At 61.9% G+C, this 26699-nt stretch carries 23 protein-coding genes; 11 read left to right on the plus strand and 12 right to left on the minus strand.

Going from position 1 to position 26699, the window contains the following annotated elements; translation table 11 throughout:
* Nucleotides 1-11: 11 nt before the first annotated feature.
* On the minus strand, nucleotides 12-1412 hold the full coding sequence (locus ACNJX9_RS14630) for a capsular polysaccharide export protein, LipB/KpsS family (RefSeq protein ID WP_439409344.1): 1401 nt from the start codon (nucleotides 1410-1412) through the stop codon (nucleotides 12-14).
* A 110-nt stretch (nucleotides 1413-1522) separates the two neighbouring features.
* On the opposite strand from ACNJX9_RS14630, the gene pseG reads away from it, so the two are divergent.
* From pseG to ACNJX9_RS14680, 10 genes are all read left to right on the plus strand, one after another.
* Nucleotides 1523-2662 carry a UDP-2,4-diacetamido-2,4,6-trideoxy-beta-L-altropyranose hydrolase gene (gene pseG / locus ACNJX9_RS14635; RefSeq protein WP_439409345.1) on the plus strand — a complete coding sequence of 380 codons (1140 nt, stop codon included), beginning with the start codon at nucleotides 1523-1525 and terminating at the stop codon, nucleotides 2660-2662.
* Nucleotides 2663-2819: 157 nt separating this feature from the next.
* Nucleotides 2820-3470, plus strand: coding sequence for a formyltransferase family protein (locus tag ACNJX9_RS14640; protein ID WP_439410060.1), 651 nt, complete (start codon nucleotides 2820-2822; stop codon nucleotides 3468-3470).
* Entirely contained in the window at nucleotides 3463-4572 is a 1110-nt protein-coding gene (gene pseI, locus ACNJX9_RS14645) for a pseudaminic acid synthase (protein WP_439409346.1), read from the plus strand. The genes ACNJX9_RS14640 and pseI overlap by 8 nt, the downstream gene beginning before the upstream one ends.
* A complete protein-coding gene (locus ACNJX9_RS14650) occupies nucleotides 4565-5962 on the plus strand; it encodes a surface carbohydrate biosynthesis protein (RefSeq protein ID WP_439409347.1) in 1398 nt (465 codons plus the stop codon). Before pseI ends, ACNJX9_RS14650 begins: the two co-directional genes overlap by 8 nt.
* Before the next feature lie 3 nt (nucleotides 5963-5965).
* Entirely contained in the window at nucleotides 5966-7474 is a 1509-nt protein-coding gene (locus ACNJX9_RS14655) for a lipopolysaccharide biosynthesis protein (protein ID WP_439409348.1), read from the plus strand.
* A 157-nt stretch (nucleotides 7475-7631) separates the two neighbouring features.
* Entirely contained in the window at nucleotides 7632-8507 is an 876-nt protein-coding gene (locus ACNJX9_RS14660; protein ID WP_439409349.1) for a hypothetical protein, read from the plus strand.
* A gap of 45 nt (nucleotides 8508-8552) precedes the next feature.
* A complete protein-coding gene (locus ACNJX9_RS14665) occupies nucleotides 8553-9431 on the plus strand; it encodes a class I SAM-dependent methyltransferase (RefSeq protein WP_439409350.1) in 879 nt (292 codons plus the stop codon).
* Between the two features lie 51 nt (nucleotides 9432-9482).
* Nucleotides 9483-10916 (plus strand): DUF6418 domain-containing protein, encoded by a 1434-nt coding sequence (locus ACNJX9_RS14670; protein WP_439409351.1) that lies wholly within the window; start codon nucleotides 9483-9485, stop codon nucleotides 10914-10916.
* On the plus strand, nucleotides 10909-11757 hold the full coding sequence (locus ACNJX9_RS14675) for a hypothetical protein (protein ID WP_439409352.1): 849 nt from the start codon (nucleotides 10909-10911) through the stop codon (nucleotides 11755-11757). Before ACNJX9_RS14670 ends, ACNJX9_RS14675 begins: the two co-directional genes overlap by 8 nt.
* A gap of 16 nt (nucleotides 11758-11773) precedes the next feature.
* A complete protein-coding gene (locus tag ACNJX9_RS14680) occupies nucleotides 11774-12982 on the plus strand; it encodes an HAD-IIIA family hydrolase (protein ID WP_439409353.1) in 1209 nt (402 codons plus the stop codon).
* 176 nt (nucleotides 12983-13158) lie between these two features.
* On the opposite strand, the gene pseF is transcribed toward ACNJX9_RS14680, so the two are convergent.
* The 11 genes from pseF to ACNJX9_RS14735 all read right to left on the minus strand — a co-directional run bounded on the left by pseF (nucleotide 13159) and on the right by ACNJX9_RS14735 (nucleotide 25907).
* Nucleotides 13159-13848 carry a pseudaminic acid cytidylyltransferase gene (gene pseF / locus ACNJX9_RS14685; RefSeq protein ID WP_439409354.1) on the minus strand — a complete coding sequence of 230 codons (690 nt, stop codon included), beginning with the start codon at nucleotides 13846-13848 and terminating at the stop codon, nucleotides 13159-13161.
* Nucleotides 13845-15026, minus strand: a complete 1182-nt coding sequence (gene pseC / locus ACNJX9_RS14690) for a UDP-4-amino-4,6-dideoxy-N-acetyl-beta-L-altrosamine transaminase (protein ID WP_439409355.1) — start codon at nucleotides 15024-15026, stop codon at nucleotides 13845-13847. The genes pseF and pseC overlap by 4 nt, the downstream gene beginning before the upstream one ends.
* A complete protein-coding gene (gene pseB, locus ACNJX9_RS14695) occupies nucleotides 15023-16024 on the minus strand; it encodes a UDP-N-acetylglucosamine 4,6-dehydratase (inverting) (protein WP_439409356.1) in 1002 nt (333 codons plus the stop codon). Before pseB ends, pseC begins: the two co-directional genes overlap by 4 nt.
* 51 nt (nucleotides 16025-16075) lie before the next feature.
* The gene (locus tag ACNJX9_RS14700) at nucleotides 16076-16915 is read right to left on the minus strand and encodes an SDR family oxidoreductase (RefSeq protein WP_439409357.1); all 840 of its coding nucleotides are present in this window, start codon (nucleotides 16913-16915) and stop codon (nucleotides 16076-16078) included.
* Nucleotides 16916-16929: 14 nt separating this feature from the next.
* Nucleotides 16930-17691, minus strand: coding sequence for an SDR family NAD(P)-dependent oxidoreductase (locus tag ACNJX9_RS14705; protein ID WP_439409358.1), 762 nt, complete (start codon nucleotides 17689-17691; stop codon nucleotides 16930-16932).
* On the minus strand, nucleotides 17688-18536 hold the full coding sequence (locus ACNJX9_RS14710; RefSeq protein WP_439409359.1) for a sugar phosphate isomerase/epimerase family protein: 849 nt from the start codon (nucleotides 18534-18536) through the stop codon (nucleotides 17688-17690). The genes ACNJX9_RS14705 and ACNJX9_RS14710 overlap by 4 nt, the downstream gene beginning before the upstream one ends.
* A complete protein-coding gene (locus tag ACNJX9_RS14715) occupies nucleotides 18533-19297 on the minus strand; it encodes an SDR family oxidoreductase (protein WP_439409360.1) in 765 nt (254 codons plus the stop codon). Before ACNJX9_RS14715 ends, ACNJX9_RS14710 begins: the two co-directional genes overlap by 4 nt.
* Nucleotides 19290-19979 carry an acylneuraminate cytidylyltransferase family protein gene (locus ACNJX9_RS14720; RefSeq protein WP_439409361.1) on the minus strand — a complete coding sequence of 230 codons (690 nt, stop codon included), beginning with the start codon at nucleotides 19977-19979 and terminating at the stop codon, nucleotides 19290-19292. The genes ACNJX9_RS14715 and ACNJX9_RS14720 overlap by 8 nt, the downstream gene beginning before the upstream one ends.
* Entirely contained in the window at nucleotides 19979-21901 is a 1923-nt protein-coding gene (locus tag ACNJX9_RS14725; RefSeq protein ID WP_439409362.1) for an N-acetylneuraminate synthase family protein, read from the minus strand. The genes ACNJX9_RS14720 and ACNJX9_RS14725 overlap by 1 nt, the downstream gene beginning before the upstream one ends.
* A gap of 13 nt (nucleotides 21902-21914) precedes the next feature.
* The gene (locus tag ACNJX9_RS14730) at nucleotides 21915-23297 is read right to left on the minus strand and encodes a GHMP family kinase ATP-binding protein (protein ID WP_439409363.1); all 1383 of its coding nucleotides are present in this window, start codon (nucleotides 23295-23297) and stop codon (nucleotides 21915-21917) included.
* A gap of 387 nt (nucleotides 23298-23684) precedes the next feature.
* Nucleotides 23685-25907, minus strand: coding sequence for a hypothetical protein (locus tag ACNJX9_RS14735; protein ID WP_439409364.1), 2223 nt, complete (start codon nucleotides 25905-25907; stop codon nucleotides 23685-23687).
* 212 nt (nucleotides 25908-26119) lie between these two features.
* Here ACNJX9_RS14735 and rfbC point away from each other — a divergent pair, with 212 nt between their 5' ends.
* Complete coding sequence (gene rfbC / locus ACNJX9_RS14740) at nucleotides 26120-26698, plus strand: dTDP-4-dehydrorhamnose 3,5-epimerase (protein ID WP_439409365.1); 579 nt, start codon at nucleotides 26120-26122, stop codon at nucleotides 26696-26698.
* Nucleotide 26699 lies beyond the last annotated feature (1 nt).

The raw sequence follows: 26699 nt of genomic DNA on the forward strand, positions 1-26699 counted from the left end.
GCGTGATCCGTTCAATCCACGGCCGCGGTCTCGATGACCGCTGCGCGCAACGAGGCTGCGAATGTGTCGAGCAGCTTGGGATCGCTGATGTAGAGCTCGCCTGGGAATGACCGCCGCCAGGCCGCCTCGAAATAGGGCGCCGTCGCGGCCGGGTCGAACGCGCCGGCGGCAAGCGCCTGACGCAGCCGCGCGGGCACGTCGCGCAGGCGATCCGCGGTGGTGATCAGCGGGCAGGAGCTGTAGAAGGCATCGCCCATCACCACGACCGGCTTGCCGAGCAGCAGCGCTTCTGCGCCGGACTTGCTGTTGACGGAGATGATCGCATCGGCGCGATTCAGCACGGTGTAGTTGTTGGTCTGCGGCGGCAGCAGCACGAAATTGTCGAAGCGCCGCGCGAGCTCGAACAGGCGCTCGGCCGAGATCGCGCCGATCTGGGCGGGATGTTCCTTCGCCACCAGCACATGCGAATCCGGAATCGTGCGCAGCAGGAAATCGACGGTCGCGACCTGGTCGAGATAGTCAGGCGAGCGCAGCGTTAGCGCCATGTCGGCCGGTACGTGGAAGGGATAGTAGACGAAGCGCGTGTCGGGAAGCGGACGATAGAGCTTCTTCAGCCGGGTCGCGTTGACGGCCATTGCGGCGTGCACGCGGGCATGGCGCAAATTGTGCCCGAACTCCTGGTGCTTGCCGAGCGCGAACTGGTCCCACAACTTTTCGGCAAGGCGGCGCGAGTTGCGCAAATTGAGCACCTTCTTGAAGGCCGCCGAATAGTGATGCTGATCCTTCTTGGGGATGACGATGGCCTGCTGCTTGAGCGTGTTGTCCAGATAGGCGCGCACCTCGGGCGAGATCGTGTCGGCGGGCTTTGCCATCACCTGCGGCGCGGCGAAGCTGTCCGGCGTGAAGTACATCCGTCCGCGGAAGAACGACGGCTCGATGAACCAGTTGCGAATGCCACGACGCTTGGCGGCGTAGAAGCTGGCGATCACCGAGAGGAAGCCGCCGAGCTCCTGCACCAGCACGGCACTCCTGCCTTGGGCCTCGAGCCGGTCGAGCAGTGCTTCCATGGCGTTGGCATAGATCATGAAACGCCGGCGCAGCGCGGCGGTATCGCGGATGCCGAAGGTGAAGCGTTCGTGGCTAAACAGGAAGTTGGAGCCATCGAGGCCATAGGCTTCGATCCGCACGTCGAATGCCTGTCGCTGCTCGGGTGCGGGACCGGTCTTGAGGCCCTCACGGTACATGTTGGTGACCGGCACGCCTTCGGCAAGCGACATCTCGGCGCTGCGATCGTCGAAGGCGAGCAGCTCGACCTCGTTGCCGGCCGCGCGCAACCGCTGTGCCACCGGAATCCAGAACCGGGTCTGGTATTCCGCGAGCGTCGTGATCAGGATCGTCTCGGAGAAGCTCATTATCGGGGCGGCTGGCTCGGTTGCTGCTCCCGCAATATAGAAGTCATCGCGATAGCTCAAGTTGGATTAGGGGAAGTTTCGCCGCCGGAATTGTGGTAGTGGACGGCCCATTGGAACGAAAGCTCCTGCCGCGCAGGACACGCTGGCTCGAATTGATGAAAAATGATCGGGTAATCTTTCGCGTCGACGCCGCGGTCGAGATGGGAATGGGCCATCTGACACGATGTCTCACGCTGGCCGGCGCGCTCGCCGTGCGCGGCGCGAGGTCGTGCTTTTTGATGCGCGGTCACGCGGCCGGATTGGCTTGGCTGGTAGAGCGCGACGGACATGACATGCAGCTTCTACCCGATCCGGATGTGCGGAGCTCCGGGCCCAACGGTGATGGGGGCCCCTATGCCGCCTGGCTGCCGACGACATGGCAAAATGACGCGGATCAGACGTCCAGGGCCATGGATGAGCGCGGCTCTGTCGATTGGCTGATTGTCGACCACTATGCCCTCGATGCTCGTTGGGAGACAGCATGTCGCCGCGAGGGCTTGCGAATTCTTGCAATCGACGATCTCGCCGATCGGGCGCATGACTGCGATATCCTTCTCGATCAGAACCTTGTTCGACAGTTGGACACGCGCTATCGCGGCAGGTTGTCAAAGGATTGTACGCAGCTTCTCGGGCCGCGCTACGCGTTGCTTCGGCCGGATTTCGCGGCACAGCGTCGCCTGTTGAAGGGCCGCACCGGCGAGGTTCACCGCATACTGGTTTGCTATGGCGGATCCGATCCGACCAATGAGACTGCCAAGGCAGTGCAGGCGCTCACGAGCCTCGCGGTTCCCTCGATCGCGGTGGACATTGTCATCGGTATGAGCAATCCGCATGTCGAATCGATCGCGCGCCTTTGCAGCGGATTGCCGCGGGCGGTGGTGCACCGGGGTGCAAATAACATAGCCGAGCTGATGCGACGGGCCGATCTTTCAATCGGCGCCGGCGGCGTGATGAGCTGGGAGCGTTGCTGTCTGGGTTTGCCGGCCGTTGTCGTCGATATTGCGGCCAATCAGGTGGGCGCGTTGACGGCGCTGGCTGACAAGGGGGCGGTGGTCTATCTCGGAACAGCCGCATCTCTAACCGCCGACGCGCTTGCCGGTGCGGTTCGGAGACTACTGGACGATTCGGGCCGGGTCAGAGCGCTGGGGGAGGCCGCCTTTGCGCTCGTCGATGGCGAGGGTCGGAGCCGGGTTGCAGCCTCGATGCGGTAGGTCGTTGATTTCGGGGGCAAAATCCTTCCGGCTGGGACGGTTTTGAGAAGCTCCAGGTTCCCGCTCCATCGGGGCAGCTATTTGGTGCGCAGCCGGACTTTTGTGCTAAACGCTGGGCTCAACTTGGGAATTCCGTGGTCCTGTCTGTCGATTGAAGATGAAGATCTCGATACTCTGTTCCAGCTTGTCGCATCCGATCTACCCGCATCTTCAGCATTGGGGGCAGGTCAACGGCGCTGCCCACGCGATCGAGCTCGTGCAGAAGAAGGCCGAGCTTTCGGGCGGCGACATCCTGTTCCTGATTTCATGTCATGAGATCATCTCGGCAAAAGATCGCGCGCGATACGGTAAGACCCTTGTCATTCATGCGAGCGACCTTCCGCAGGGACGCGGCTGGTCTCCCCACATCTGGCAGATCCTCGAGGGGAAGAGCGATATTGTCGTTTCCCTCTTGGAGGCCGAGGATCAGGTCGACACCGGGGCCATATGGGCGCAGCGCCACATGATCCTCGAAGGCCACGAATTATACGATGAGATCAATGCTAAGCTGTTTGCGATCGAGCTCGATCTCATGAGCGAGGCGCTGGCGAGCATCGGGGTGAGGGCGCCTGCGCCTCAGGATGACCGGGCGCCGACCTACTACCCACGCCGTTCCCCGGATGATTCGAGGCTCGATCCCGGCAAACCGCTCGGCGAGCAATTCGATCTCCTCCGCGTGGCCGATCCTGAGCGCTTTCCCGCGTTCTTCGATCTTCGCGGCTACCGCTATACGGTGCGCCTTGAAAAGGTTGGAGCAAACGATGACTGACACGATGACCATCTCCGGGCGGGCGATCGGCCAGTCTCACGAGCCATTCATCATTGCCGAGATGTCCGGCAATCACAATCAGTCGCTCGAGCGGGCGCTGGCGATCGTCGATGCGGCCGCCAAGGCCGGGGCCCACGCCCTCAAGCTGCAGACCTATACGGCCGACACGATGACGCTCGCGCTCGCGCGCGACGAGTTCTTCATCGATGATCCCGACAGCCTGTGGAAGGGCCGTTCGCTGCACGAGCTTTACCAGCAGGCCTACACGCCCTGGGAATGGCACGGACCGATCTTCGACCGCGCGCGGTCGCTCGGCATGATTCCGTTCTCGACCCCGTTCGATGCCACCGCCGTCGATTTTCTCGAAGGCCTGGACGTAGCCTGCTACAAGATCGCATCGTTCGAGAACACCGATCTGCCGCTCATTCGCAAGGTCGCGGCCACCGGCAAGCCCATGATTATCTCGACGGGCATGGCCACGGTGGCCGATCTCGACGAGACGGTGCGGGCGGCGAGAGCGGCGGGCTGCAAGCAGCTCGTCCTGCTGAAGTGCACGAGCACATATCCGGCGACGCCCTCCGACACCAACCTGCTGACGATTCCCCATATGCGGGCGCTGTTCGGCTGCGAGGTCGGGCTTTCCGATCATACGTTCGGGATCGGCGCGTCGATCGCCAGTGTTGCGCTCGGGGCGAGCGTGATCGAGAAGCATTTTACGCTTGCCCGCGCCGATGGCGGCGTCGATTCCACCTTTTCGATGGAGCCCGAGGAGATGGCGGCCCTCGTAGTCGAGACCAAGCGGGCCTGGCTTGCTCTTGGACAGGTTTATTATGGTTTGACCGAGAAGGAGAGCAAGTCGCTCGTGTTCCGCCGTTCGCTGTATGTGGCCGAGGATCTCGCCCCTGGTGACGTGTTGACCGAGCAAAACCTGCGCATCATCCGGCCCGGCCTGGGCCTGCCACCGAAATATTTCGAGACTTTGCTCGGCAAACGTGTCGGGCGCGCGGTTCTCCGAGGAACCCCGATGAGCTGGGATCTGCTCTCGTCCGCGGATGACGCCGCTCCGACGCCGCAGGGCATGGCGAGGAGCGACCGTGGCTGATCAGCCGCACGTCTGTCTGGTCGTCGATAATCCGCTTCGCGACCTCGAAGGGCTGGTGCTGCTCGCACGGCAGCTGTCAACGCGCGGCGTGCGCGCCACGCTCGTGCCGATGTACGAGCAGGGTTTCGACGTTCCGGCGCTGCGGCCTGATCTCGTGCTGGTGAACTATACGCGTCCCAACAATGCCGACCTGATCAAGTCCTACAAGAGCGCCGGAATCCTTGTCGGCGTTCTCGATACGGAAGGAATTGGGGGCAAGAACGCGGACCAGTTTGCCAACATGGTGAAGAGTGCGGGCTGTCCCGATCTTATCGACCTTTACTGCGTCTGGGGTCAATCGCAGTACGCAGCGTTCCTCCGGCAGGGCACGGTCGCGGCGAATCTGCTGCACGCCACCGGTTGTCCGCGCTATGATTTCTGCGCGCCTCCCTGGCGCGCGGCGTTGCCGAAGCCGTCCATTGGCTCGGGCTACGTTCTCATCAACACGAATTTCCCGACAGTAAACCCGCGCTTCTCCGGCAGCACCTCTCACGAGGAAGAGTCGATGGTCAAAGCGGGCTTTTCGCGCGAATTCGCCCGGCAGTTCATCGCCGATGGCGCCCATGCCTACCGCAGCACTCTGGACATGGCCATCAAGCTCGCGCAGCACTTTTCCGACGTGCAGTTCGTCCTGCGGCCGCATCCATTCGAGAATATCGGCTCGTATGATGCATTTGCCGCTCTGCCGAACGCCAAGGTCATTCAGAGCGGAACGTCGCTCGAATGGATCAGCGGTGCGAGTCTGCTTATCCATCAGAACTGCTCCACCGCGATCGAAGCGACCATGCTGAACGTCGAGCCGTTGAGCATGGAATGGTTCAACACGCCGGCGCTGCGCCTCGATGCAGCGACAAAGGTCAGTCGCGGCGCGGCAAAGGAGGCCGAAATGCTCGAGCTGGTCCGGCAGGGGCTCGAGGGCCGCATGCCGCCGCTGCCAGCCGAGACCGCAACGTTTCGCCGCGAAATTCTCAGCGACCTCTATACCGCCGTGGACGGTGCGAGCTCTGCCCGCGTGTCCGAGGCGGTGCTCGCGACAATCTCTGCTGCCCGGCGGGGCGAAGCGCCTACGCATGCGTTGCCGCGGCCTTCCTTGCGCGGGTTGGTAGCCGGTGCGGTTCGTCGAAGGTTGGGCCACAGGACAAGTTCGTTCCTGCGTCGTGCCTACAGCTCCGCCGAAAGCAAGCGTCGCCGGGACGGCAAGGCGTTCGGTGTCGATACCGTGAATTCGATATTGCAGCGCCTCGATGCGGCTTCGGTGGACCGCCGCCGCTTTGTCGCGCAGCCGCCCACGAACGTCCAGATGAAGCGAATGATGAGCGGAGCGAGCCTGCAGCTCGCGGAATTGAACTGACCCGTGCTGCGCCGCTTTCTGCATAACACAGCGATCTCGGCCGTCGCCTACGGCCTTGCCGGTGTGCTGGGACTGTTTGCGGTCGGGTTGATCGCGAAGTCCTACGGACTGGCTGTTCTTGGCCTGATCGTCCTGGTGCGAGGCTTTCTTCCGAGCGGCTTTCTGGTCCTCATCGATTTCGGCGTGTCGGAGGTCGCGACCCAGGCGATCGCTCGCGGGCGGCTTGGGGATTGGGCAGCGGCCGGCGAAAAGATATCGCTCCTGACCCTGATCGCGCTTGTTGCCGGGGTCGCCTCGGGCGTCGTGCTGTGGCTTGCCGCAACCAGCCTTGCCCTCGTTTTCAAGGTGGCGCCGGAGCAGGCGCAGGCCTTCGTGTCGATCCTCCGGATCACCGCGCTTGTCTTGCCGATCGCCTTCGCCGGTCTGGTGGCAGAAGGCGCGCTTAAAGGCTTCGAGGAATATAGCTGGCTTCGGTTGACGGAAGTCGGGAGCAGCGTCCTGTACGTTGGCTCGATCTATTTCGCCTTTTGGCAAAGCGCTGCCTTTGAATGGATCGCCTATGCGTATCTTGGTGCTATGGTTGTAAAGTACCTTGTGCTGGCGTTGGTGATCTACATTGCGGTACGTGGCACTCCGATGCGTTTCAGTTACTGGACGCCTGCGAGCCGGCACGACGTCGCTTATCGCTGTTGGCTTATGTTCAACAACAGGATAGCGGGCACCCTGCAGCAATCCATCATTCCGTTGATGATTGGCGCATTGTACGGTCCTGTCGAAGTCGGGGCCTTTGACCTGCTCACGCGGCTGCCGCGGTTTCTGAAAACCACGATGAGTCCTCTCTACTCGGCGATCCTTCCCATCTCCACTCATCTCGATGAGAAAACCGACATTCGGCGGCTGCAATTGCTCGGGCGGAACGGTCTGGTTCTGCCGGCCGCGATCATCATCCCGATCCTCGTCGTCGTCGGACTGTTCTCCGAAGAAATCTTGAAGGTGTGGGTCGGCCCGCAGCATGCGGATCAATGGCCATGGCTTGCCTCGGCGCTGTTCGTTCCTGCTGTAACCGCCATGTTGGGGGCGGGGCAAACCGCGTTGATGGTCCGGTCGGATTTTCTTCGGATCAACACGCGTTTCCTTTATTTGCAGGTGCTGACGCAATACATCGTCACCGCGCTCACGGCGGCCTGGTTGCACGAGCGTGCCTTCATCCTTGGCTGGGTAATATCCTACATCGTCTTTGCACCGGTGATCGCCCACCGCATGCTGTCTTTCATGAGCCTGCCGAATTCGCTGTTCTGGCAGCAGCTCGGCAGGCAAGTGGTGGTCGCAGCGATCCTCGCGGCGATGGCGGCCGGCTACAAGATGTACGCCACACCGACGACCCTGCCGGCCTTGTTCATCGTGGGGTCAATTGCATGCATCGCCGCATGGGCACTGAGCATCGGCCTGATACTGTCGCGCAGCGATCGGGCAATGGTCGGCAAGTTCGCACGTGCGATGACGCAGCGCTGATGGAGCCTGCGCCCCATGGCGTCGTGAAGTTCCGGACTGACACTCTGCAGTTGCTCGGGTTTGGTGGATTTGCTAAGGCCAAACCGGCTGACTGAACCCCTTTGGGAACAGCGCGAATTTTAAATCCGGCAGGGTCGGGGGCGGCAAAATGGGATTGATGTCCAGGGCGCTTTGGCACGTGAACCGTTCGCCGCTCCGATGGGCGGTCAAGACGGGCGTTAGCACCTGGCATCTGAGCGAGAAGCAGGAACGGCGGCGCCAGGCCGAGCTCCTGACCGTGTCTGCGCTGGAGAAAACCAAGGCCGAGGACTTGAACCGGGACGGTTATGCAGTCGTCACCGAGCTGATGGACCCGTCGATCCAGCAGGCCTTCGCGGATGCGGGGAAGGTGAGGCTGAAGGATATCGAGGGGCTCGAGGCAAAGCAGAGTTCGACCTGGAAGAAGTTCTGGGTGCGTCTGCTTGATGCGGAGATGCAGAACGGCCAGCTCAGTGCGGACAACATCTTCGTTCGCTATGCGATGCAGAGATCGGTCGTCAACGTCATCGCGACCGCGCTCGGTGAGATTCCATGGCTTGACTATGTGCTGTTGTCTTACTCCCGCTACACCGGTGAGAGTCTGGCCTCGTCACAGCTTTGGCATCGTGATCATGACGACGTCAGGGTGATCAAGTTCTTCAGCTATCTGACCGACGTCGAGGACGATGCCGACGGTCCGTTCACGTTCCTGCCGAAGCAGTCGACGGACAGGTTCGGTTATCCTCTTCTCGGGAGTCATTTCCCGGACGAGCAGGTGTTCAACAAGGTCCCGCGCAGCGATATCAAGGTCATGAAGGCACCGCGGCTTGCGTCCTTCATGGTGGATACGACCAGATGCCTGCACATGGGGAGCCGAATGGGCCCGGGGCATGGGCGGCTGCTCTACACCGCGACATTTTTCTCCTTTCCGCGAATGTTCCCCGGTGCCAAGAACCGGCCATTCTTCCCGACACCGAACACGACGGCCTTCGAGAAGCTCCTCCTTGGCCTGTGATGGTAGGCACTCCGATCTCATGAACGATCTTCGAAAGAGCGTTTGGTGACGTTTAGCCCTGATCTCAAGCCTGCTTCGCGGTTGGAGCTGTCGAGAGCCTATGCCGTCGACATCGCGCGTAGCCTTCGCCGGATCGCGTTCAAGAATGTCAGGCGAACGCACGACATCGTCGATGCCGAATACAATTCCGGGGAGTGGGGGCGGATCTTATCCGAGCGTGCCTGGCTTCGCGAGCGTTCGATCGAGGATTTTCTGGTTGGCCGTAACGAGGCGCCGCGCCTCGCCAAGGTCGATGGCCAGATCGTCCGGATTTCTACGAGCGATTACTATCGATATCGGCTGGGTGCGCTCTCGCAATTGGTCGCGCGACACGCCGGCGAAGCGACCTCGCTCGTCGAGCTCGGCTCAGGCTTTGGATACAATCTATTCTCGCTGTGCATCGACCCGCGCTGGACCAGGCTGCGCGGTCTCGACATCGCCCCGAACGGGATCGAGGCTGGCCGGCAGATCGCCGGCCATTTTGGCCTCGATGATCGGATCAGCTTCGGTCGCATCGACCTGACCGATTCTGCCGATCCCGCTTTTAGGGAACTCACGGGCGGGACGATCCTGACCTATTTCTGCATCGAGCAGATTCCCCACGCGGTCGAGTCCGTGGTGGATCATATCCTGAAGGCACGACCGGCGCGCGTCATCAACATCGAGCCTGCGGTCGATATGTTGGACCTTTCCGATCCGCGGGATATCGCCAGTCGGATCTACATTCGATCCATGGACTATCAAACGCGGCTGTGGACACTGCTAGACGAATTGGATCGCAAGGGCCGCATTCGTGTGACCGCGAGGCAACGCATGAATTTCGCGCCCACGCTGCACAATGATGGATTGTTGTATGCTTGGGAGCCGCTAGGCGCTTCAGACTGATCGGGAGCTTGCCCGGGTTTCGAAGGGGCGCTTGGGTAGGACGGGGAAGAGATGCAGGTCTCTTGGTGGAGCTTGGAGGGCTTGTTACCAGCAATGCTTTGCGTCACCACGGCTGGCCTCGTGCTCGCAGCCATGGGACGCATCGCGATAAGCCGGCCCGGACTCCTGCTCGTCGTATTCTTTTTCTTCTTTGCATTTGCCTGGCGCCTTCTCTCCGTTCTCTACATTGACGTGCTCGGGCCGATCTACTCCGAGCAACTGGAAAGAGAGATCGGTCCGGGTCTCGCCGTGCTGCCGGTCGCGGCGTCACATGGGCTCGTCATCGCCGCATTACTCTTCTCCTTTCGCCCGCAACGCCTGCGTGCGCTTTCGGACAAATCCGTCATCCGCCTCTCTGCCTTGCTGAAGCCGGGCAATTGGAATTTGACTGACCTGGCCTTTTGCGTTGCCGGGTTGTTCGTACTTGCGCTCTGGGTTGAGCTGCTCGTCCGCGGGCATGTTCCGCTGTTCGCGGGGCTCGAGCGGTTCGACTATGCCCGCCTATACGGCGGCCTCTTGCATCAGCTTCTATTGGAATGGGGACCGATGCTGGCATTTCAGCTCGGCGTTCTCCTGTCACTGCCCGCGCTCCACGGCAAACCTCTGGACAGGCGATTTGGCGCACTGTTTGCCGCATTGATGCTGTACCTGTTTGTGGTCGGGCATCGCTTTTCGTCGTTTTATCTCTACGTCTCGTTCTTCATGATACCGATGGGGGCCGTGCTGCTCGGCAGGCAGTTCACCGGTCAAATCTCCCTGCCGAAATTGTTGCGCAGCATCTGGTTGCCGGCGCTCGGCTTTGTCATTCTGGTCGGACTTGCGCTGATCTATTCCTATGTGGTCGTTCGCGGCAGTGAAGTGGGCGCCGTCGAAACCAAACTCGTCCAGCGCATCTTGGTCCAGCAAGGCGAGATGTGGTGGATGACTTACGAGCGCGTCTTTCTGCGCAACGACTGGGATGGCGGTCTTGCAGTCTTCAAGTTGTTCGTGGCCCCATTTAATCCGAACCGGAACTCGACCATGCAGTTCCTGATGGAAATGGGATTGCCGCTTGAGCGTGCCCATTTCATTCTTCAGCAAGGATCGGCTTACACCGGCGGTTGGCCCGAAGTCCTTTTCGAGCTGGGAGGTCCGGTCGAGGGTTTCTGTCTCGTCGCCATCTCGGCCATACTGTTTTCCGAATTCATGTTCTTGCTGACGCGCTGCCTCGTGGAGGAGCGTTACGTCACGTGCGTTTTCCTGACCCCGATCTTGTATGCGATTTCGATCTTCCTCGTATCCGGGATGGTCAATTCGTTTATACAGCTCACATTTATAATAAAGATCGCCGCTGTCGTTTTCGCGTATGTTCTAGAGGACAGGTGGCGCCGGAGTTTGATCGCGGGTGCGGCGTCGGTTCGCGACCGCCCTATCGTGCGTGACCAGAAGGAGCTGCAGTATGAGTGAGGTACAGCCGCGAATATCAGTCGCCGAATATGTCGGCGGACTGTCCACGTTTCTCGCTCGCTCGATCCGGAAGCGGCTAAGCACGATTGCGTTGGGTACGCTGGCTGCGATGTTCGCCGTATTTCTCGTCAGTCAAATGATGCCGGCGACCTACAGTGCAACGGCCGGTGTTCGCCTGGCTCGCGTCGATGGCGCGGATCTGATGACACCACAGGCGACGGCCATCCAGATGAACCTGCGGACGTTCCTGACCCAGGCTCTGGATGCCGCAGGCCCGGCGGTGGGCCGCGACGACCGGGGCCGGAGTCTTATCCTGGAGAGCTTCAACGCACGTCCGAATACAGCCGATTCATTGACGCTCGTCGTGACGGCGGCGAGCGAGACGCAGGCCCGCGATGCATTGGAGGCTGGCGTCAACCAGCTGAACAAGGAACAGGAGAGGCTGCGCGCTCCTCTGGTCTCGGAACTCGACGCCCAACTTGCTTTGGCAGATGCAAACATTGCCAGCCTGACGCGAATTCGGGAATCCCTGGCGACGAGCGATTCGATCGCGCCTTCGGCATCCGGCGACCCAGCGGCGCTGGCGTTGCGGCGCTTGTGGCTGCTGGATCTGGCGACGAGAAACGAAGAAAGACTGGCTGCCGCGAAAGTAGAGCGACGCGCACTGGCGAGCAGGTTGGGGCCCACGAAGACCTACCCGGCGTCCTTGAGCGACGATGTGACAACTGCCCAGTCATCGCCTCGGCCGGTCCGACATGCGATCTTTGCCGGAGCGATTGCATTGCTGGCCCTGCTCCTGTACGGCATGATCCGCATGCCGGGCCCAGCCCGCGCGGATTAGGAGCGCAGCGCGAATTATGTTGAGACAGGCCGTAATCCTGGTCGGAGGTCTCGGGACACGGCTCGGCGAGCGAACGCGGTTTGTTCCCAAGCCGCTGCTCGAGGTCCGCGGCAGGCCTTTTCTCGACTATCTGCTCGACGAGTTGACGCGCTACCCGATCATCGAGGAGATCGTGCTGCTCGCCGGCCATCGCGCTGAGGCCGTCGTCGAGGCCTATCATGGCAAGCGCTGGCGCGGTGCCTCGGTGACGGTCGTGTGCGAGCCGTCGCCGTGCGGTACCGGCGGCGCGTTGAAGCATGCTGCCGGAGCGCTGCAGGATCGCTTCTTTCTTCTGAACGGCGACTCCTGGTTCGATTTCAACCTGCTGGATCTCGCCCTGCGCGCGCAGACCTCCTCCGCGATCGTTCATATGGCGCTCAAGCGGGACCAGGCAGGAGATCGCTATGGCCGCGTTCTGCTCGAAGGGAGCCGCGTCAAAAGCTTTCTCGCTGCCGGTGCCCAGCCGAACGGCCCGATCAATACGGGCGTCTACTGTATCGATCGGGCCATCCTCCGATACATCGATGAACTGCCATGCTCGCTCGAGCAGCAGGTGTTTCCGAGGCTGGTCGCCGAGGGACAACTCGAGGCGGATCTCTACGACGGCTTCTTCATCGACATCGGCATTCCATCGGACTTCGAGCGGGTCCAGCACGAAATTCCCGCGAGGCTGCGCCGCCCTGCAGTGTTCTTCGATCGTGACGGCGTACTAAACGTCGACACGGCCTATGTGCACCGGATCGAGGACTTCGAGTGGGTCGACGGTGCACGCGAGGCCATCAAGCTCTGCAACGATCTCGGCTACTACGCTTTCGTCGTCACCAATCAGTCGGGGGTTGCGCGCGGCTATTACGGTGTCGACGACGTTCACCGGCTGCATGAGTGGATGACCAGCGAACTCGCGGCGGTCGGCGCTCACATCGATGACTACCAATATTGTCCGTATCATGAGGAGGGCACGGTCGAGGCGTTTCGGCGCGTCAGCGACCGGCGCAAGCCTGCGCCGGGTATGATCCTCGATTGCATGAAAGCATGGCCGGTGCAGGCTGAGGGCAGCCTGCTCGTCGGTGACAATGATCGCGACGTCGAAGCGGCGCTCGCCGCGGGGCTGCCGGGGTACTTGTACAGGGAGGGCGATTTGGCGATGTTCCTTCGTCCGCTGCTCAAGGCCCCACCGACGTCCTAGAGGTGCGGTCCGCCTCGGGACGTCCGGCTCAAGCAGCTAAAACCAAGCTTCGGTTGCGTGCTTAGCATTCCGCTCGATATAAACTTCATGGACAAATATCGGACGCGTGATGGTGAGCGATGTCACGGGCCTCGTCATCGTGCACCTGAAGCAAGCCGGTTCGTGAGGCTCATGCTCTAGCCGCGGCTGATCGCGCGGAACATGTATTCCGCCTGTTCCCAGTCCTCGAGCGTATCGATGTCCTGCACATACATCCGCGGCAGGACGATGCCGATCGATTGCTCGGAAAACAGCGGTACGTTGTCGAGAAACGCGGCGGCCGTTCCCCAGTAGAATTGGCCGGCGTCGTGGTAGGCCGGCTCGAGGTCCTGAGAGCGGGTCAGGCGGTGTTCAGGATAGAAGGAGTCGACCCGCCCCGACGTGGTGATGCGCACGGCCCGCTGGATCGGAAATGCGTAGCTCGTTACCGAAAAGGCGAAGGCCGCGTCCGAGCCGATCAGGGCATCATAGCCCTCGCGCAGATAGCGCGACTGGATCAGCGGAGCGGTGGCATAGATGCAGCAGGCGTGGCAGATCTCGCTGCCACGTTCGGTGAACCACGTGACGGCGTGCTTGACGACCGCATTGGTGCCGGTGAAATCGTCGGAGATCTCCTTCGGCCGCACGAAGGGCGTCGTTGCGCCGAGCTGGCGCGCTACGGCAGCGATCTCCTCGTCGTCCGTGGACACGATGATCTCGTCGAACAGGCCGCTCTCGCGTGCAGCATCGATCGGGTAGGAGATAATGGGCCTGCCGCAGAACGGGCGGATGTTCTTGCGGGGAATCCGCTTGCTTCCGCCGCGTGCCGGGATGACCGCGATCTTCACGAGAGGATCTTCGCAAGCGCCGCGACGACGGTGTCCTGCTCGGCGTCCGTCATCTTCGAGAACAGCGGCAGCGTGATGGCGTCCTGGTAGTAGCTCTCGGCCTCCGGGAACATGCCGACCTTGAAGCCCAGGCGCTGATAATAGGGCTGGGTGTGCACGGGAATGTAGTGCACGTTGACGCCGATGCCGGCGGCGCGCAGCGCCTCGAATACCTGGCGCCGGCTGAGCTTGATCTCGTTGCGCCGCAGCCGGATCACGTAGAGATGCCAGGCCGAATTCGTGTCAGGATGTTGCCACGGGCAGGTCACCGGCAGCTTCGCAAGCAGAGTATCGTAGCGTGCCGCGAGCTCGCGCCGGCGTGCGACGAAAGCATCGAGGCGACCGAGCTGGCTGGTGCCGAGCGCTGCCTGGATGTCCGTCATGCGGTAGTTCAGCCCGAGCTCGATCTGCTCGTACATCCAGGGACCCTGCTGGTCCTCGTTGGAGCGCCGTTCGTCGGCCGGCGCGGGCGCCTGTACGGGGCGAACGATGCCGTGGGTGCGTAGATAGGAGAGCCGTTCGGCGAGCTTCGGCGCATTGGTCATCAGCATGCCGCCTTCGCCGGTCGTGATGATCTTGACCGGATGGAAGCTGAACACCGTGACGTCGCTGCGATCGCCGGCGCCGACCTTGCGTCCCCGGTAGTCGGCGCCGACAGCGTGCGAGGCGTCTTCGATGATACGAAAGCCATAGCGATCGGCGAGCGCGTGGATCTCGACCATCTCGCAGGATTGCCCGGCGAAATGCACGGGCACCACGACCTTCGGCAAGCGGCCCGCTGCATCTGCCTGCACGAGCTTTTCGGCCAATGCCGCGACGCACATGTTGTAGGTCCGCGGATCAATGTCGACGAAGTCGACGTGCGCGCCGCAATAGAGCGCGCAATTGGCGGAGGCTACGAATGTGTTAGGCACCGTCCACAGAATGTCGCCGGGTCCAAGGTCGAGCGCGAGGCAGGCGATGTGAAGCGCGGCGGTTGCGTTCGACACGGCAATGCCGTGGGCCACGCCACAATATCCGGCCAGCGCCTGCTCGAAGCGCGGGCCTGCCTGTCCCTGGGTGAGCCAGTCCGACCGCAGCACCTGCGTGACCGCGTCGATGTCCTCGGCGGAAATGTCCTGACGCCCGTAGGGAATCATTGGATGGCAATCTTGTTGAATTCTCGAATCTCGGCAGCGTTCAGGAAGTGGTCGTTCCTGCCGGAATTATACTCGAATCCGTCAGGCACCGGCTCGCCACGCTCGCCGATCTGGTTCGAGAGGTAGTCCACGTCGCGCCGGAAGAACTTGATCGTCGGCTTGATCACGAAGTGATCATGGAACTTCAGCGTCAGATGCGAGTCGTCGGTCGGGCACATGACCTCATGGAGCTTTTCGCCCGGACGGATGCCGATCACCCGGGTTGGCAGCGTCGGGGCCATTGCCGCTGCGAGATCAGGGATGCGCACCGAAGGGATCATCGGAACGAAGATCTCGCCACCCGACATGCGCTCAAAGCTCTTGATGACGAAGTCGACGCCCTGCTGCAACGAAATCCAGAACCGCGTCATCCGCGGATCGGTGATGGGCAAATGGTCCGCACCTTCCGCGATCAGCTTGTTGAACAGCGGCACGATCGAGCCACGCGAGCCGACGACATTGCCGTAGCGAACCACGCCAAAGGAAGTGCGATGGCCGCCCGCCATGTTGTTGGCGGCGATGAACAGCTTGTCGGAGGCGAGCTTGGTTGCGCCGTAGAGATTGATCGGCTGCGCGGCCTTGTCCGTCGACAGCGCAATCACCTTCTCGATATCCGCCTCCAGCGCCGCCTGGATCACGTTCTCCGCGCCATGAACGTTGGTCTTGATGCACTCCATGGGATTGTATTCGGCGGCCGGCACCTGCTTCAACGCAGCCGCATGGACGACGAAGTCGATCCCCTTCATGGCCGTGCGCAGGCGCTCGCCGTCTCGCACGTCGCCGATGAAATAGCGCATCTCGGGTTGATCGAAGTCCTGCTGCATCTCGTACTGCTTTAGCTCGTCGCGCGAATAGACCACGACGCGACGCGGCTTGAAGTTCTTCAGGAGGCAGCCGACAAACTTCTTCCCGAACGATCCGGTGCCTCCGGTGATCAGAATGGACTTTTCGTTGAACATGTTCGCTCTTGCGTCGGACCGTCGTTTGCAGGAAAGGAGGAATGGCGCTGGTTACCACACGCTTCTGCCGCCGTCCATGACGAGGTTCTGTCCGGTCATGTAGCTCGAGGCATCCGAGCACAGGAACTGGACTGCGGCCCGATACTCGTCGACATCAGCCATGCGGCCCATCGGAATCAGGCGGGTGAGACGTTCCACGAAGGCGGGATCCTGGTTGTTGAAGACACCGCCCGGCGAGATCGCGTTGACGCGCACGCCGTGGTCGGCCCAGTACGTCGCCAGATATTTCGTCAATCCGATCAGCCCGTGCTTGATCACTGAGTAGGTCACGGGCTTCACCGGCTGTTCCTCTTCGCGCGTTACATGCGGCTGGCGGTAGAGCCGCTGGTCAGGCGCGATCACGCCGAGATCGGAGGCGATGTTGAGGATCACGCCGCGGCCGCGCCTGGCCATCTGGCCGCCGAACTCCTGCGCGCACAGCATCGCGCCGGTCAGGCCGACGGCGATCTCGGTCTGCCATTGCGGCACCGGGAACGCTTCGAAGCGCGAGGAGTGCATGACGCCGGGGCTCGACGTCACCTTCGGATCGATGGCGGCGTTATTGACGAGAATGTCGACGGTGACGCCGCGGCCCGCAAGCTCTTCGCTGGCGGCGCGCACCGAGTCCTGCGAGGTGACGTTGAGCGCAAGCGCGATCAGATCGACGGAGGGCGTGCTCTGCTTCAGCGCAGCGATAGCTGCCTCGGCCTTCGCTAGGCCGATTTCGGTGACGACGACGCGCGCGCCCGCCTCGGACAGCGCAGCGACATGCTGTCGCCCGAGCAGGCCGCCGGCGCCGGTCACGAGCGCGGTGCGTCCGGTCAGGTCATAACGTGAGGAGGGGCTTGCCATCGGAAGGCTCCTGTTCAGCTGCGCAACTGGCCACCGTCGGCCACCATCACGCTGCCGGTGATGAAGGCGGCGCGAGGCGAGGCGAGAAACGCGACGAGGTCGGCGATCTCTTCCGGCCGGCCGAGCCGCCGCAGCGCCACTTCGCGTTGAAGCATGTCGTCGACGGTCTGCTTGTTTTCGGCGATCTTGCGCGCCCAGGTGCCATCCGGGCTCAGAATGTTGCCGGGGGCGACGGCATTGATGCGGATCCCCTCCAGCGCCAGCGGCCGCGCCAGGCCGCGTACCGTCGCGTTCAATGCCGCCTTCGCGGCATAATAGGTGACCGGCGCGCCAAGCGCCGCCATGCCGGCGATCGAGGAGATGCAGACGATGGCGCGGTCGGCGCTGCCGCGCGCCATCAGCGGCCGGGCCGCTTCGATAGTGTTGGTCGTCGCGAAGAAATTGAGGCCCATGACCCGCGACCATTCCGCCGCGGTTTCCTTGCCCGGCGGCACGGAGGCTCCACTGCCGACATTGCAGACAAGGATGTCGAGCCGGCCCCACTGCCTTTCGACGTCCTGCATAAGAGCCGCGGCAGCGGCCGGATCGGTGACGTCAGCGATGTGAACCGAACTGTCCGGGCCGACCACGGCGCGCGCCGCATTCAGGCCATCGGCGCCGCGTGCCGCCAGCGCGACCCTGGCGCCCTCCGCGGCAAGGCCTGCGGCTATGGCAAGGCCGATGCCGCGGCTCGCGCCGGTGACGAGGGCGACGCGATCGTCGAGCCCGAGCTTCATTGCGCAGCGTCCTCGATCCAGCCCACTGTCATGTCGCGATACCTTGCCAGCGCGCCAGAATGGTCGCCGTCCGCGGCGCGCGCGGTTTGCAGGATGTATTGTCCCTTGTAGCCGGACCGCTCGATCAGCCGGATCGTCTTGGCGAGATCGGCGTTGCCGGTGCCAAGCGGCACCGTGGTGCCGCCGCGAAGGCGATCCTTGATGTGCACATTGAGGATCCGCGGCGCATAGGCCTCGATCTCTTCAGTGCTGTCATAGCCGAGCGAGGCGCTGTTGCCGCTGTCGTAATTGATGCCGAATGTGTCGGCCGGAAAGGCCTCCATGAAACGGGCGAGCTCGCGCGGCGGAAGGTCGGATTCGAAGACGACCTTGACGTTCTGCCTTGCGAGCTGATCGCGGCGCGCGATCAGCACGCGCTTGAGCGTATCGCTCTCGCCGTCACGCTCGATCTTGCCGTTGTCCACCAGCGGGATCACGACGAATTCGATGCCGATCCGGCTGCAGGCCACAATCAGGAGATCGAGATCGGCAACGAGCGCATCGCGCGCGGTGCCATCGGCCTTCCAGAACGGCGCCTGCATGAAGCAATCGCCGGTGAGGCTTTGAATGCGCAGGCCGTTGGCGCGCGCCAGTGTGACGATCTCGCTCTGGCCGGCTTCGGTCGTGAGCGGATTCTCCCGCAGCCGGTCCTGGTCGATGGTCCATTCCATCCGCGTCAGGCCAAGCGCTTTCGCGCGGGGAAATTCCTCGCGCCATTCGCTCCAGGGGAAGGCCTGGATCTTGCCGTCGACGAGAGCCGACAGGCGCCCCTGCATGAAGCCGATGCGTTGCAGCGTTGCGGTCACGATTTGTTATCCGTGCTGATGGCAAGGCCTTTGGCGATCCAGCCGCCGTCGACGAAAATTTCCTGGCCGGTCACATAGGCTGATGCGTCCGAGGCGAGGAAGATGGCGGCTCCGACCATGTCGGCCGGCTGTCCCCAGCGGCCGAGCATGGTGTGGCGGCGCCGCTCCTCGTGCATAACAGGGTCGGCAAAGCTCTTCGCGGTCATCTCGGTTGCGACATAGCCTGGCGCCAGCGCGTTGACGCGGATGCCGTCGGGCGCATAGTCGCCGGCGAGCGCGCGCGTCAGGCCGGCGAGCCCAGCCTTCGCCGCGACGTAGCCGGGATTGCCGGGAAAGCCGCGGATCGAATTGATGCTGGTGACGTTGATGATCGCAGCTGCTCCCGCGTTCTTCAGCAGCGGATAGGCGGCCAGGATGGTGGCGTAGACGCCCGTGAGGTCGGTCGCGACGGTGGCACGAAAGCGCGCGAGCTCGCTTTCGGCGCTTTGGGCCGGAAGGCTTATGCCGGCCGCGTTGACCAGCGCGTCGATGCGTCCGCCTTGTGCGGCGATGGTGGCAAAAGCGCGCGAGATCGCGCCATCGTCGGAGAGATCGCAGGCCATGGCGGTCACGCCCTGCGGCGCGCTTCCCGAGCGGCTGAGGCCGAACACCGTGGCGCCGGCGTGATTCAGGCCCTCAGCGATCGCCGCGCCAATACCGCGCGAGGCGCCGGTGACGACGGCGATCTTGTCCGCGAGGGAGAAGGCGCTGAGATCAGGCATAGCCGTAACTGCGCATGATGGCGGCACAGAGCTTGACGTCTTCCGGGCGGTCGATCTGAAACATCTTGTGACGCTCCATCACGTGAAAACCGATCTTGCCACCAAGACGATTGTTCTGTTCGCGCAGGAGTGAGGGGATCAGGACGTAGAACGAGCCGTTTTCCAGGTAGCGCTTCTCGATCTGCTGCCGCATGCGGCGGTTGCGATAGTCGTAGTTGATCGGCTCCGGACCGCTTTGGCCGATGCGCCAGTTGAAATAATCCTCGACCTCGCAAACCGAGAGCAGACTGTCGAGATGCTCGCGATCGAACGTGTCGAGCGCCTGCTCGATGTCGCTGGGTTCGCGGATCGGCGATGTTGCCTGAAGCGCGACGATGCGCTCGAACCGGCCCAACTTTTCATCGATGGCGTCGAGCGCGTTCAGCCAGGCGGATTCGGAGGAGGCGAGGTCGCCCGAAATGTCGTCCGGACGCCGCACGCCGACCGCGCCGGCGGCCTCGGCCGCTTGCAGAATCCTGTCGCTGTCGGAGGACACCGCCACCACATCGACGCCACGTGCCGCGCGCGCCTGCTCGACGGTCCAGGCGATCAGCGGCTTGCCGCAGATGTCGAGCAGGTTCTTGTGCGGGATGCCCTTGGAGCCGCCGCGCGCGGCGATCACGGCCAGCGTCTTGCGCGGCATCAGATGTGCCCCTCGAGCCGTTCGAGCGCGGTCCAGAAGCCTTCACCCATGTTCTTGTGGCCCTGCCAGATCTCGGGAATGAAGGACGCGGTGGGAGCATGCTTGCGCAACACCCGTCCGACCTCGTCGAAGTCGATCTCGCCTTCGCCGACCTGCAAGCCTTCGCCGTCGAGCCCCTTGGCGTCGCCGAAATGCAGATGCGCGGTGTGCGGCCCGAGTTGGGCGAGACCTTGCGCGAAATCGAAGCCGAAATGGTTGGCGGCGAGCTTTGTGTGCGAGATATCCACGCACATGCGCAGGTCGTGTTTTGCGCAGAATGCGGACGACTCCTCGGGGAAGATAAAAATGTTCTGGTGGCGCTGGCCGCCGAAATGCCACGGGAACGGCGCCATGGTCTGCGGCGTCAGCTCGACGCCGTCCATGTCGAGCTCCTTCAGGCTCTGCGCGAAGATGCGATAGCGCTCGGCCTTCTCGTCCGGCGGCAGCGGCTCGTCCATGGTGAAGCCGCCGATATTAGCGACGATCGGCGGGCGCTTCGTCTTGGGAAAGAATTTTTTCAGGCCGCGCGTGATGTCGATCACCGCCTGCGTCTGCTCCAGCGAATAGCGTCGCAGCGCCTCGTCCGGCGTTGCGAGGTCCATCAGCTTGGACCCGGCAAACAGCTCCGGTGCATGCACCACGAAGCCAAGATCGTAGGTGCCGGACAGATAGGCCGCCGGATCGCGCTCCATGTCGCTGTAGCTGAGATGGAATTCGATGATGTCAGGCTCGCAGATCTCGAGAAAGCGCTCGGTGTCGTGATAGCGCACCGGCACGCCCCAGGGCCGGTCGAAACGATAGCGCCGCGCCTTCGCAGCGCCCTCGTCGAGGTCGTTCTGGAAGAAATAGTCGTCGGCCGCCATCCTCCGCTTCAGCGTCTTGCCGATAAGCGCCGGCATTTTCAGGGGCGACAGGCCCTGGCCGGGGCTCTTCACGGCGATGTCGTCGTCGGAGATCACCGTGCCTGGTTCGATGTCGCGCGCCGCGACCAGGCTCTTGGCGAGGTTCTCGCGGTTGATGAGCTCGCCCTGGCTGAGCGCGCGCTCGGCGAGCTTCTCGCCGCGCGCCGCCTCCACCTCGCGGATACCGGTGACGAGGGCCTTGAACTCCTCCGGCTCCAGGCTCGCGGCATGATCGGGGCCTTCCATCTCGCGGTCTAGCGTGATGTGGCGTTCGATCACGGCGGCGCCGAGAGCGACTGCCGCGGTCGAGACCGCTGTGCCGCGCTCATGGCCGGAATAGCCGACGAGCGGGTGGATCTCGCGCAGCGTCTCCATGAAGCGCAGATGGATGTTGTGAAGCGCGGCCGGATAGGTGCTCTGGCAATGCAGCAGCACGTAGCCTGCCTTGCGTTCGTCGAGGAAGCTCGCGGCGGTCTTGATCTCCTCGGTCGTGCTCATGCCGGTCGAGACGATCAATGTCTTGCCGGTCGCGGCGAGCTTGGCGAGCAGGGGAAGATTGGTGAGGTCGGCGGAGGCGACCTTGTAGGCGGAGACGCCAAAACCTTCGAGCACCGCGACACTCCGGGCGTCCCATGGCGTGCAGAGATACTCGATGCCTTTCGAGGCACAATAGTCGGCGATCTTCTTCTGCTGCTCGGTAGTGAGCTCGAAGCGGCGCAACAGGTCGAGCGTGTATTCGACCGCGAGGTCGTCGTCCTTTCCGGAAAGTGAGGAGGCGCGGTAGACCTCGTCGAGCTTGCGCATCTGGAACTTGGCGCAATCGGCGCCGGCCGCGATCGCCGCATCGATCAGTGCGATGGCGCGATCGAAATCGCCATTGTGGTTGTTGCCGACTTCGGCGATCACATAGCAGGGTGCACCGTCTCCGACGAGGCGATCGCCGATGCGGATCGTAGCAGCAGTCTTGTCGGACAAAGTCATCAACGGTCTCGTCTCATTCATCGGCCGCGCGGGAAGGAAAGCGCGATTTCCATGTCCTCAGGCCGCTTTCCTCGAACATTACGCGCGCGCAGCGAAGACCCCTTTGTTCCAGCGCGGAGATGAGCGGATAGCGCTCGAATGGGCGCACGAAAAACAGGAAGTAGCCGCCGCCGCCGGCACCCAGCAGCTTGCCGCCGACGGCGCCGTGGGACTTGGCAAAGTCATAGATCTCATCGAGCTCGTTTGATGAAATTTTGGAGCTGAACTTGCGCTTGGCCTGCCAGGCTTCGTCGATCAGCCGGCCGCAATTGAGGAGTTGGCCGCGAAGGAGATGCTTGCGAATCTCGCGCGTGACCTCCTTCTGCTTGCCGGCGGCGGCTATTGCGTCGGTCGTCTCGTGGTGCGCCTTCTGGTCACGATGGATCGCACCAGAGTCGTGGCCGGAACCGGTGTAGCAGAGCACCAGGCTCTCCTCGAGCTCGGCGATGATGTTGGGGTCGAGGCGCAACGGCACGATGGTGTTCTGGTCGGAGGAGAACTCCATGTAGTTGAAGCCACCGAACACGGTGGCGTATTGATCCTGCCAGCCGCCGGGGATGTTCAGCATCAGCCGTTCGGCCTGGAATGCCATCTCCGCGATCTCGTGGCGATCCCATTGGTCCGAACGGAATTCGTTGAAGCAACCGATGATGGCCGACGAGACCACCGCCGAGCCGCCGAGGCCGGAGCCGACCGGAAAATCTGCGGAGACTTCGAGCTCGAACCCATAAGCCGGCTTGATCAGGCGCACCACCGACTTGATCAGTGCAAGATCACCGCCGGTCCCGAGCTCGACGAGATCGCCAGCCTCGACCGTGCGGCGGAAGTCGTGCGAATAGATTCGGATGCGAGTATCGCTGCGGCGCCTCAGTGTTGCGTGGGCGTAGATCTTGATCGTGGCGTTGATCACCGCACCGCCATCATTCGCCACGAAATAGTGCGTGAGGTCGGTGCCCCCGCCGGAGAAGGAGATGCGGACCGGCGAGCGGGCGCGCGCGAAAACCTCGCTCTCCTCCGACAGGTTGAACAACTCGCGGCTGAATACGTCGACCAGCCGATTTTGGGCGTCGAGGATCGGAACCACGTGCACACGCTGATCGAGCAGTTTGAGGATCTGCTCGCGCGGTCCTCCGGAGCGCGCCCAGACGAAGTTGCGGTTGACACAGGCTGCCACCTGGTCGCGGATCGTGACGCCTGTCAGCATCCGTCGACGGATGTCGCCGTCGGTTACCGCGCCGACAATTCGCCCGCCCGCGTCCTGCGCAAAGAGAATGCCGAGCATATTCGCATTCAGGCGCCGGAAGGCTTCCTCAATCGTTTCGGTCTCCGCGATGGTGACGTGGCTCTTGTCCGCCAAGGTTTCGGGTCCAAAAAGTGCAGGTAATTCCGGCCCTTACCGGGGGCGGCGAGCGGTTGATTTCGTTAGATACGGCAGGGGGACAGATGATGCAAGTTTCTCGCGCACCAAAGGGTTGATTCAAAGCCATGCTGAGCCCGTTCGGGTCAAAATTGTCGATCGTTCGGTCTGGAACCGCGGGATCCCGCGGAGGCAGCAAAATGCAACCCGATTCAGGGTGCGCCTTGGTCAGAGACCAGAACTGGCTGTTGCGAGAATCCCTATCGTGCCACGCACGGTTGAGCAACCCGCCGGTATTAGGGTGTAGAGGGACGGCACCGGCGTAATGTCAGGCCGGCCATGCCGCGCCAAGGCCCCCGGCGTCTCGCTGCTCGTGGCTATGAATTGTCACCGCAACAATTGTTGGAGGGACGGGCCGGTGATTACCTTCTCGGCGACCTCTTGTTTGACCCCCACGATCAATCGGATCGGAGTGGGAAACACACTCCGGAAGCGGCTATCGGGCGTCAAGGTGAGCGTCATCTCAGATGATCCAGCTGGCAAATCCATTGTTGCAGAGATGGCATCTGCTCCAAGCGTATGAATTTCAACCGGTGCATAGTCCGACCGGAGTTGACGAACGGTGGTCGCAATTGCTTTTCCGGCCAAAACGACGATGTAGCGTCCCGCCTGAGGCGCCACCATTGCGATCGAAAAGTTGGGCTCACGATATGTCGCCGCGCCGAAGCCAATTCTGTCAGGATCCGACCGGGAAGTGGTGTCCCAAAGCATGCTGCCGCCTCGGTCGTAGATCAGTTTCAGGCCGAGCCGCTTGGCTTGCTCAACCATCGTATCGGCCGGAGGGCCTTGAAGCAGGGCAAGCAGTTTGATGCGATAGAGCGCCAGCACATCGGTAGCGGCGTAGGCGTCGATCAGGTCGAGGTGCCCCGGAGCAAGTTGTTTCGGCGTCTCGTCACAGAGTTTTGCCTTCGTGTGCATGTCGAATTGCGGATAGGCGGGAAACAGACTGCAGAAGACGGCGACACGATCCGCGTAAAGATCATGCCACATAATATAGCGCGGGTCTGGTACGAAGCTGGGAACGCTCGATACCGCCAACATCAAGCCATTTCTGTAAGCTTGCTGCGGGTAGTCGTATTCCGGGGGAACAAGCAACCGGCTGCCAGACGGAAGCAAGGCGGTCTGTTCTCGAAGCTGATCGAGAAATGCCGATGCCCCCGGCGGCAAGGAACGTGCTCCGCTGTAGCTCTCGACGGAGCCGACTGTTTGGCTGATTGCCTGAGGTAACGGATAACGCACGACCCACAAATTCCTGACAACCCCGATCAGCAAAAGCGGTACGACCAGGCCAATCACAATCTTGCGGCTTAGTGAGGATCGAACGGCAAGCGAAAAGCCAGCAAATAGGGCAAACGGGATAATGGCGTTGGTCCAAAATCGGTAGGCATGGCTGTTGAGTCCGAACGTTCCGAGCCCCATGCCCACGGAGACGAGCAACATGACGGACAACCAGATCAGCCTGTCCGGCCCGCCAAGCTTGCGAGCGTTCAGAAGGACGATCACAACTGACGCGATATAGACGAGATGAAACAGGATAAATTCAGTCGTCGGGACCCTGGCGTAGGAGTCGACCTCCTCAAAGCGTCCGGCTTGAAGCGACAGCTGCCAAATTTGAAGCGCATATGGCGACGCCACGATTGCCGCGCCGACGCCATAAACGGCGGTGAATCGCATACTGCGCGCATCCACCAAGGAGGTCAGGAAACAAGTGGACCAGAATATCACGAAGCTGAGCATGGAGAGCCCGACCATCTCGCCTCGCACGATCATCAAGATCAGGACGATGAGGATCAAGCTGGCCCGAGCCGTGGCGTTACCAATTCGTCCGGCCCGGATCAGACTGGCGATCCCGTCGGCGGCGACGTAGACGCTTACGGTGGTCGCGAGCTGAAGAAAGGTGAGTGTGTGGGCAAGGCAGGCCATGCCGAGCAGAGCGCCGGCGAAAAAGGTAACGATTGCGCGGTCACCTCTCTTCGCGCAGTAAAGAGATGCTAGCACTGGAAGAAACAACGTCCATCCGAAATCCTGAGAGGACGCTACTCCCATGCTCTCCGCAGGCGGAATCAAGTTGCCGCTCGCCTGTGACACGCCGGAAAAAGGCGCGAGAACAGGATAGAGGTAGTGGACGAATGGCGTTTCTCCAGCTCCGACCACCAGCAGGGCCATGAACAACCCAACGCCACGCTCGATGTCGAGCGCGCGCATGGACAAGTAGGCTCCGAGAAACAGCAGCGTTAAGAGAAGCGGAACATAAATTACCGCCTGTGCCTCAAAAGGAGGAAGGCCAGTCACATGAGCAATTAGATTGATCAGCCAGTCGGAGAGAAAATTGTAGTAAGTCGGAAATTCTCCCGAATACGCGTCGGTCACAAGGGCGGCGCCGTGGAAACGTCCGTAGAGCGATAGGGAGACCGATTCAATGTGTCGAACGGTATCGGGGTTGCCGTGCCAGAAGTCCGCGATTTGCGGCCCGGCGAAGATGTAGATGAAGAGACAAATGAGAGCAAACAGGCAAGCCCAAACAAGGTTAGGTTGATTGCAGCGGGTCACGTTCCTCGTCCTGGCGTCAAAACTGGTTCTAAAGCCCGCTCTTCGAATTCGCGAAACAGCGCTGAACTCTAAGGCAGGTAGCAAATCTGTGGTTCTAGCGCCACCTTTTGATTAAGGTTTCCCGATCGGGCTTTCCGCGAATGGTGGGGCTGTAACCCAATTTACTAATACAGCTCTTGATAGCGAACCTATTGCGCCGCCCAAGTTGAAGAATGACAACCGTTGTTGAAGTGAGGGCCAGCCCGATGATATTCGAACGACTGACACTTGATGGTGCGCTCCTGATCCGTCCGGATCGTCACGTCGACGAGCGGGGCTACTTCGCGCGGACCTACTGCCGGGAAACATTTCTGGCTCAGGGCTTGAAAGATTGCAGTCTGCAGTGTTCGACCTCGTTTAATCTGCGCGGCGGTACCCTCCGCGGACTACACTTGCAGCGCGACCCCCACGGTGAAACCAAGCTGATTCGTTGCGTTCGCGGCCAAGCCTATGATGTCATCGCCGATGTTCGCGCTGGTTCAGCCAGCTATGGCCGGTGGCATGCAGTGCATTTGAGCGAGGAGAACGGAATTAGCCTCTATGTCCCCGCCGGCTTCGCGCACGGGTTCATGACCCTGGTGGACGAAACGGAGCTGCTCTATCAGATGGCCGATCCTTTCGTTCCAGAATCGGCGGCAGGCATCGTCTGGAATGATCCCGATCTCGAAATCAGCTGGCCATTCGAGCCGATCGTCATTTCAGCGAAGGATCGCTCGCTGCCGACATTGAAGACGTGGCGCGACGCAGGCTAAG

Source organism: Bradyrhizobium sp. BLXBL-03 (assembly GCF_051853015.1).
Taxonomy (GTDB): domain Bacteria; phylum Pseudomonadota; class Alphaproteobacteria; order Rhizobiales; family Xanthobacteraceae; genus Bradyrhizobium; species Bradyrhizobium manausense.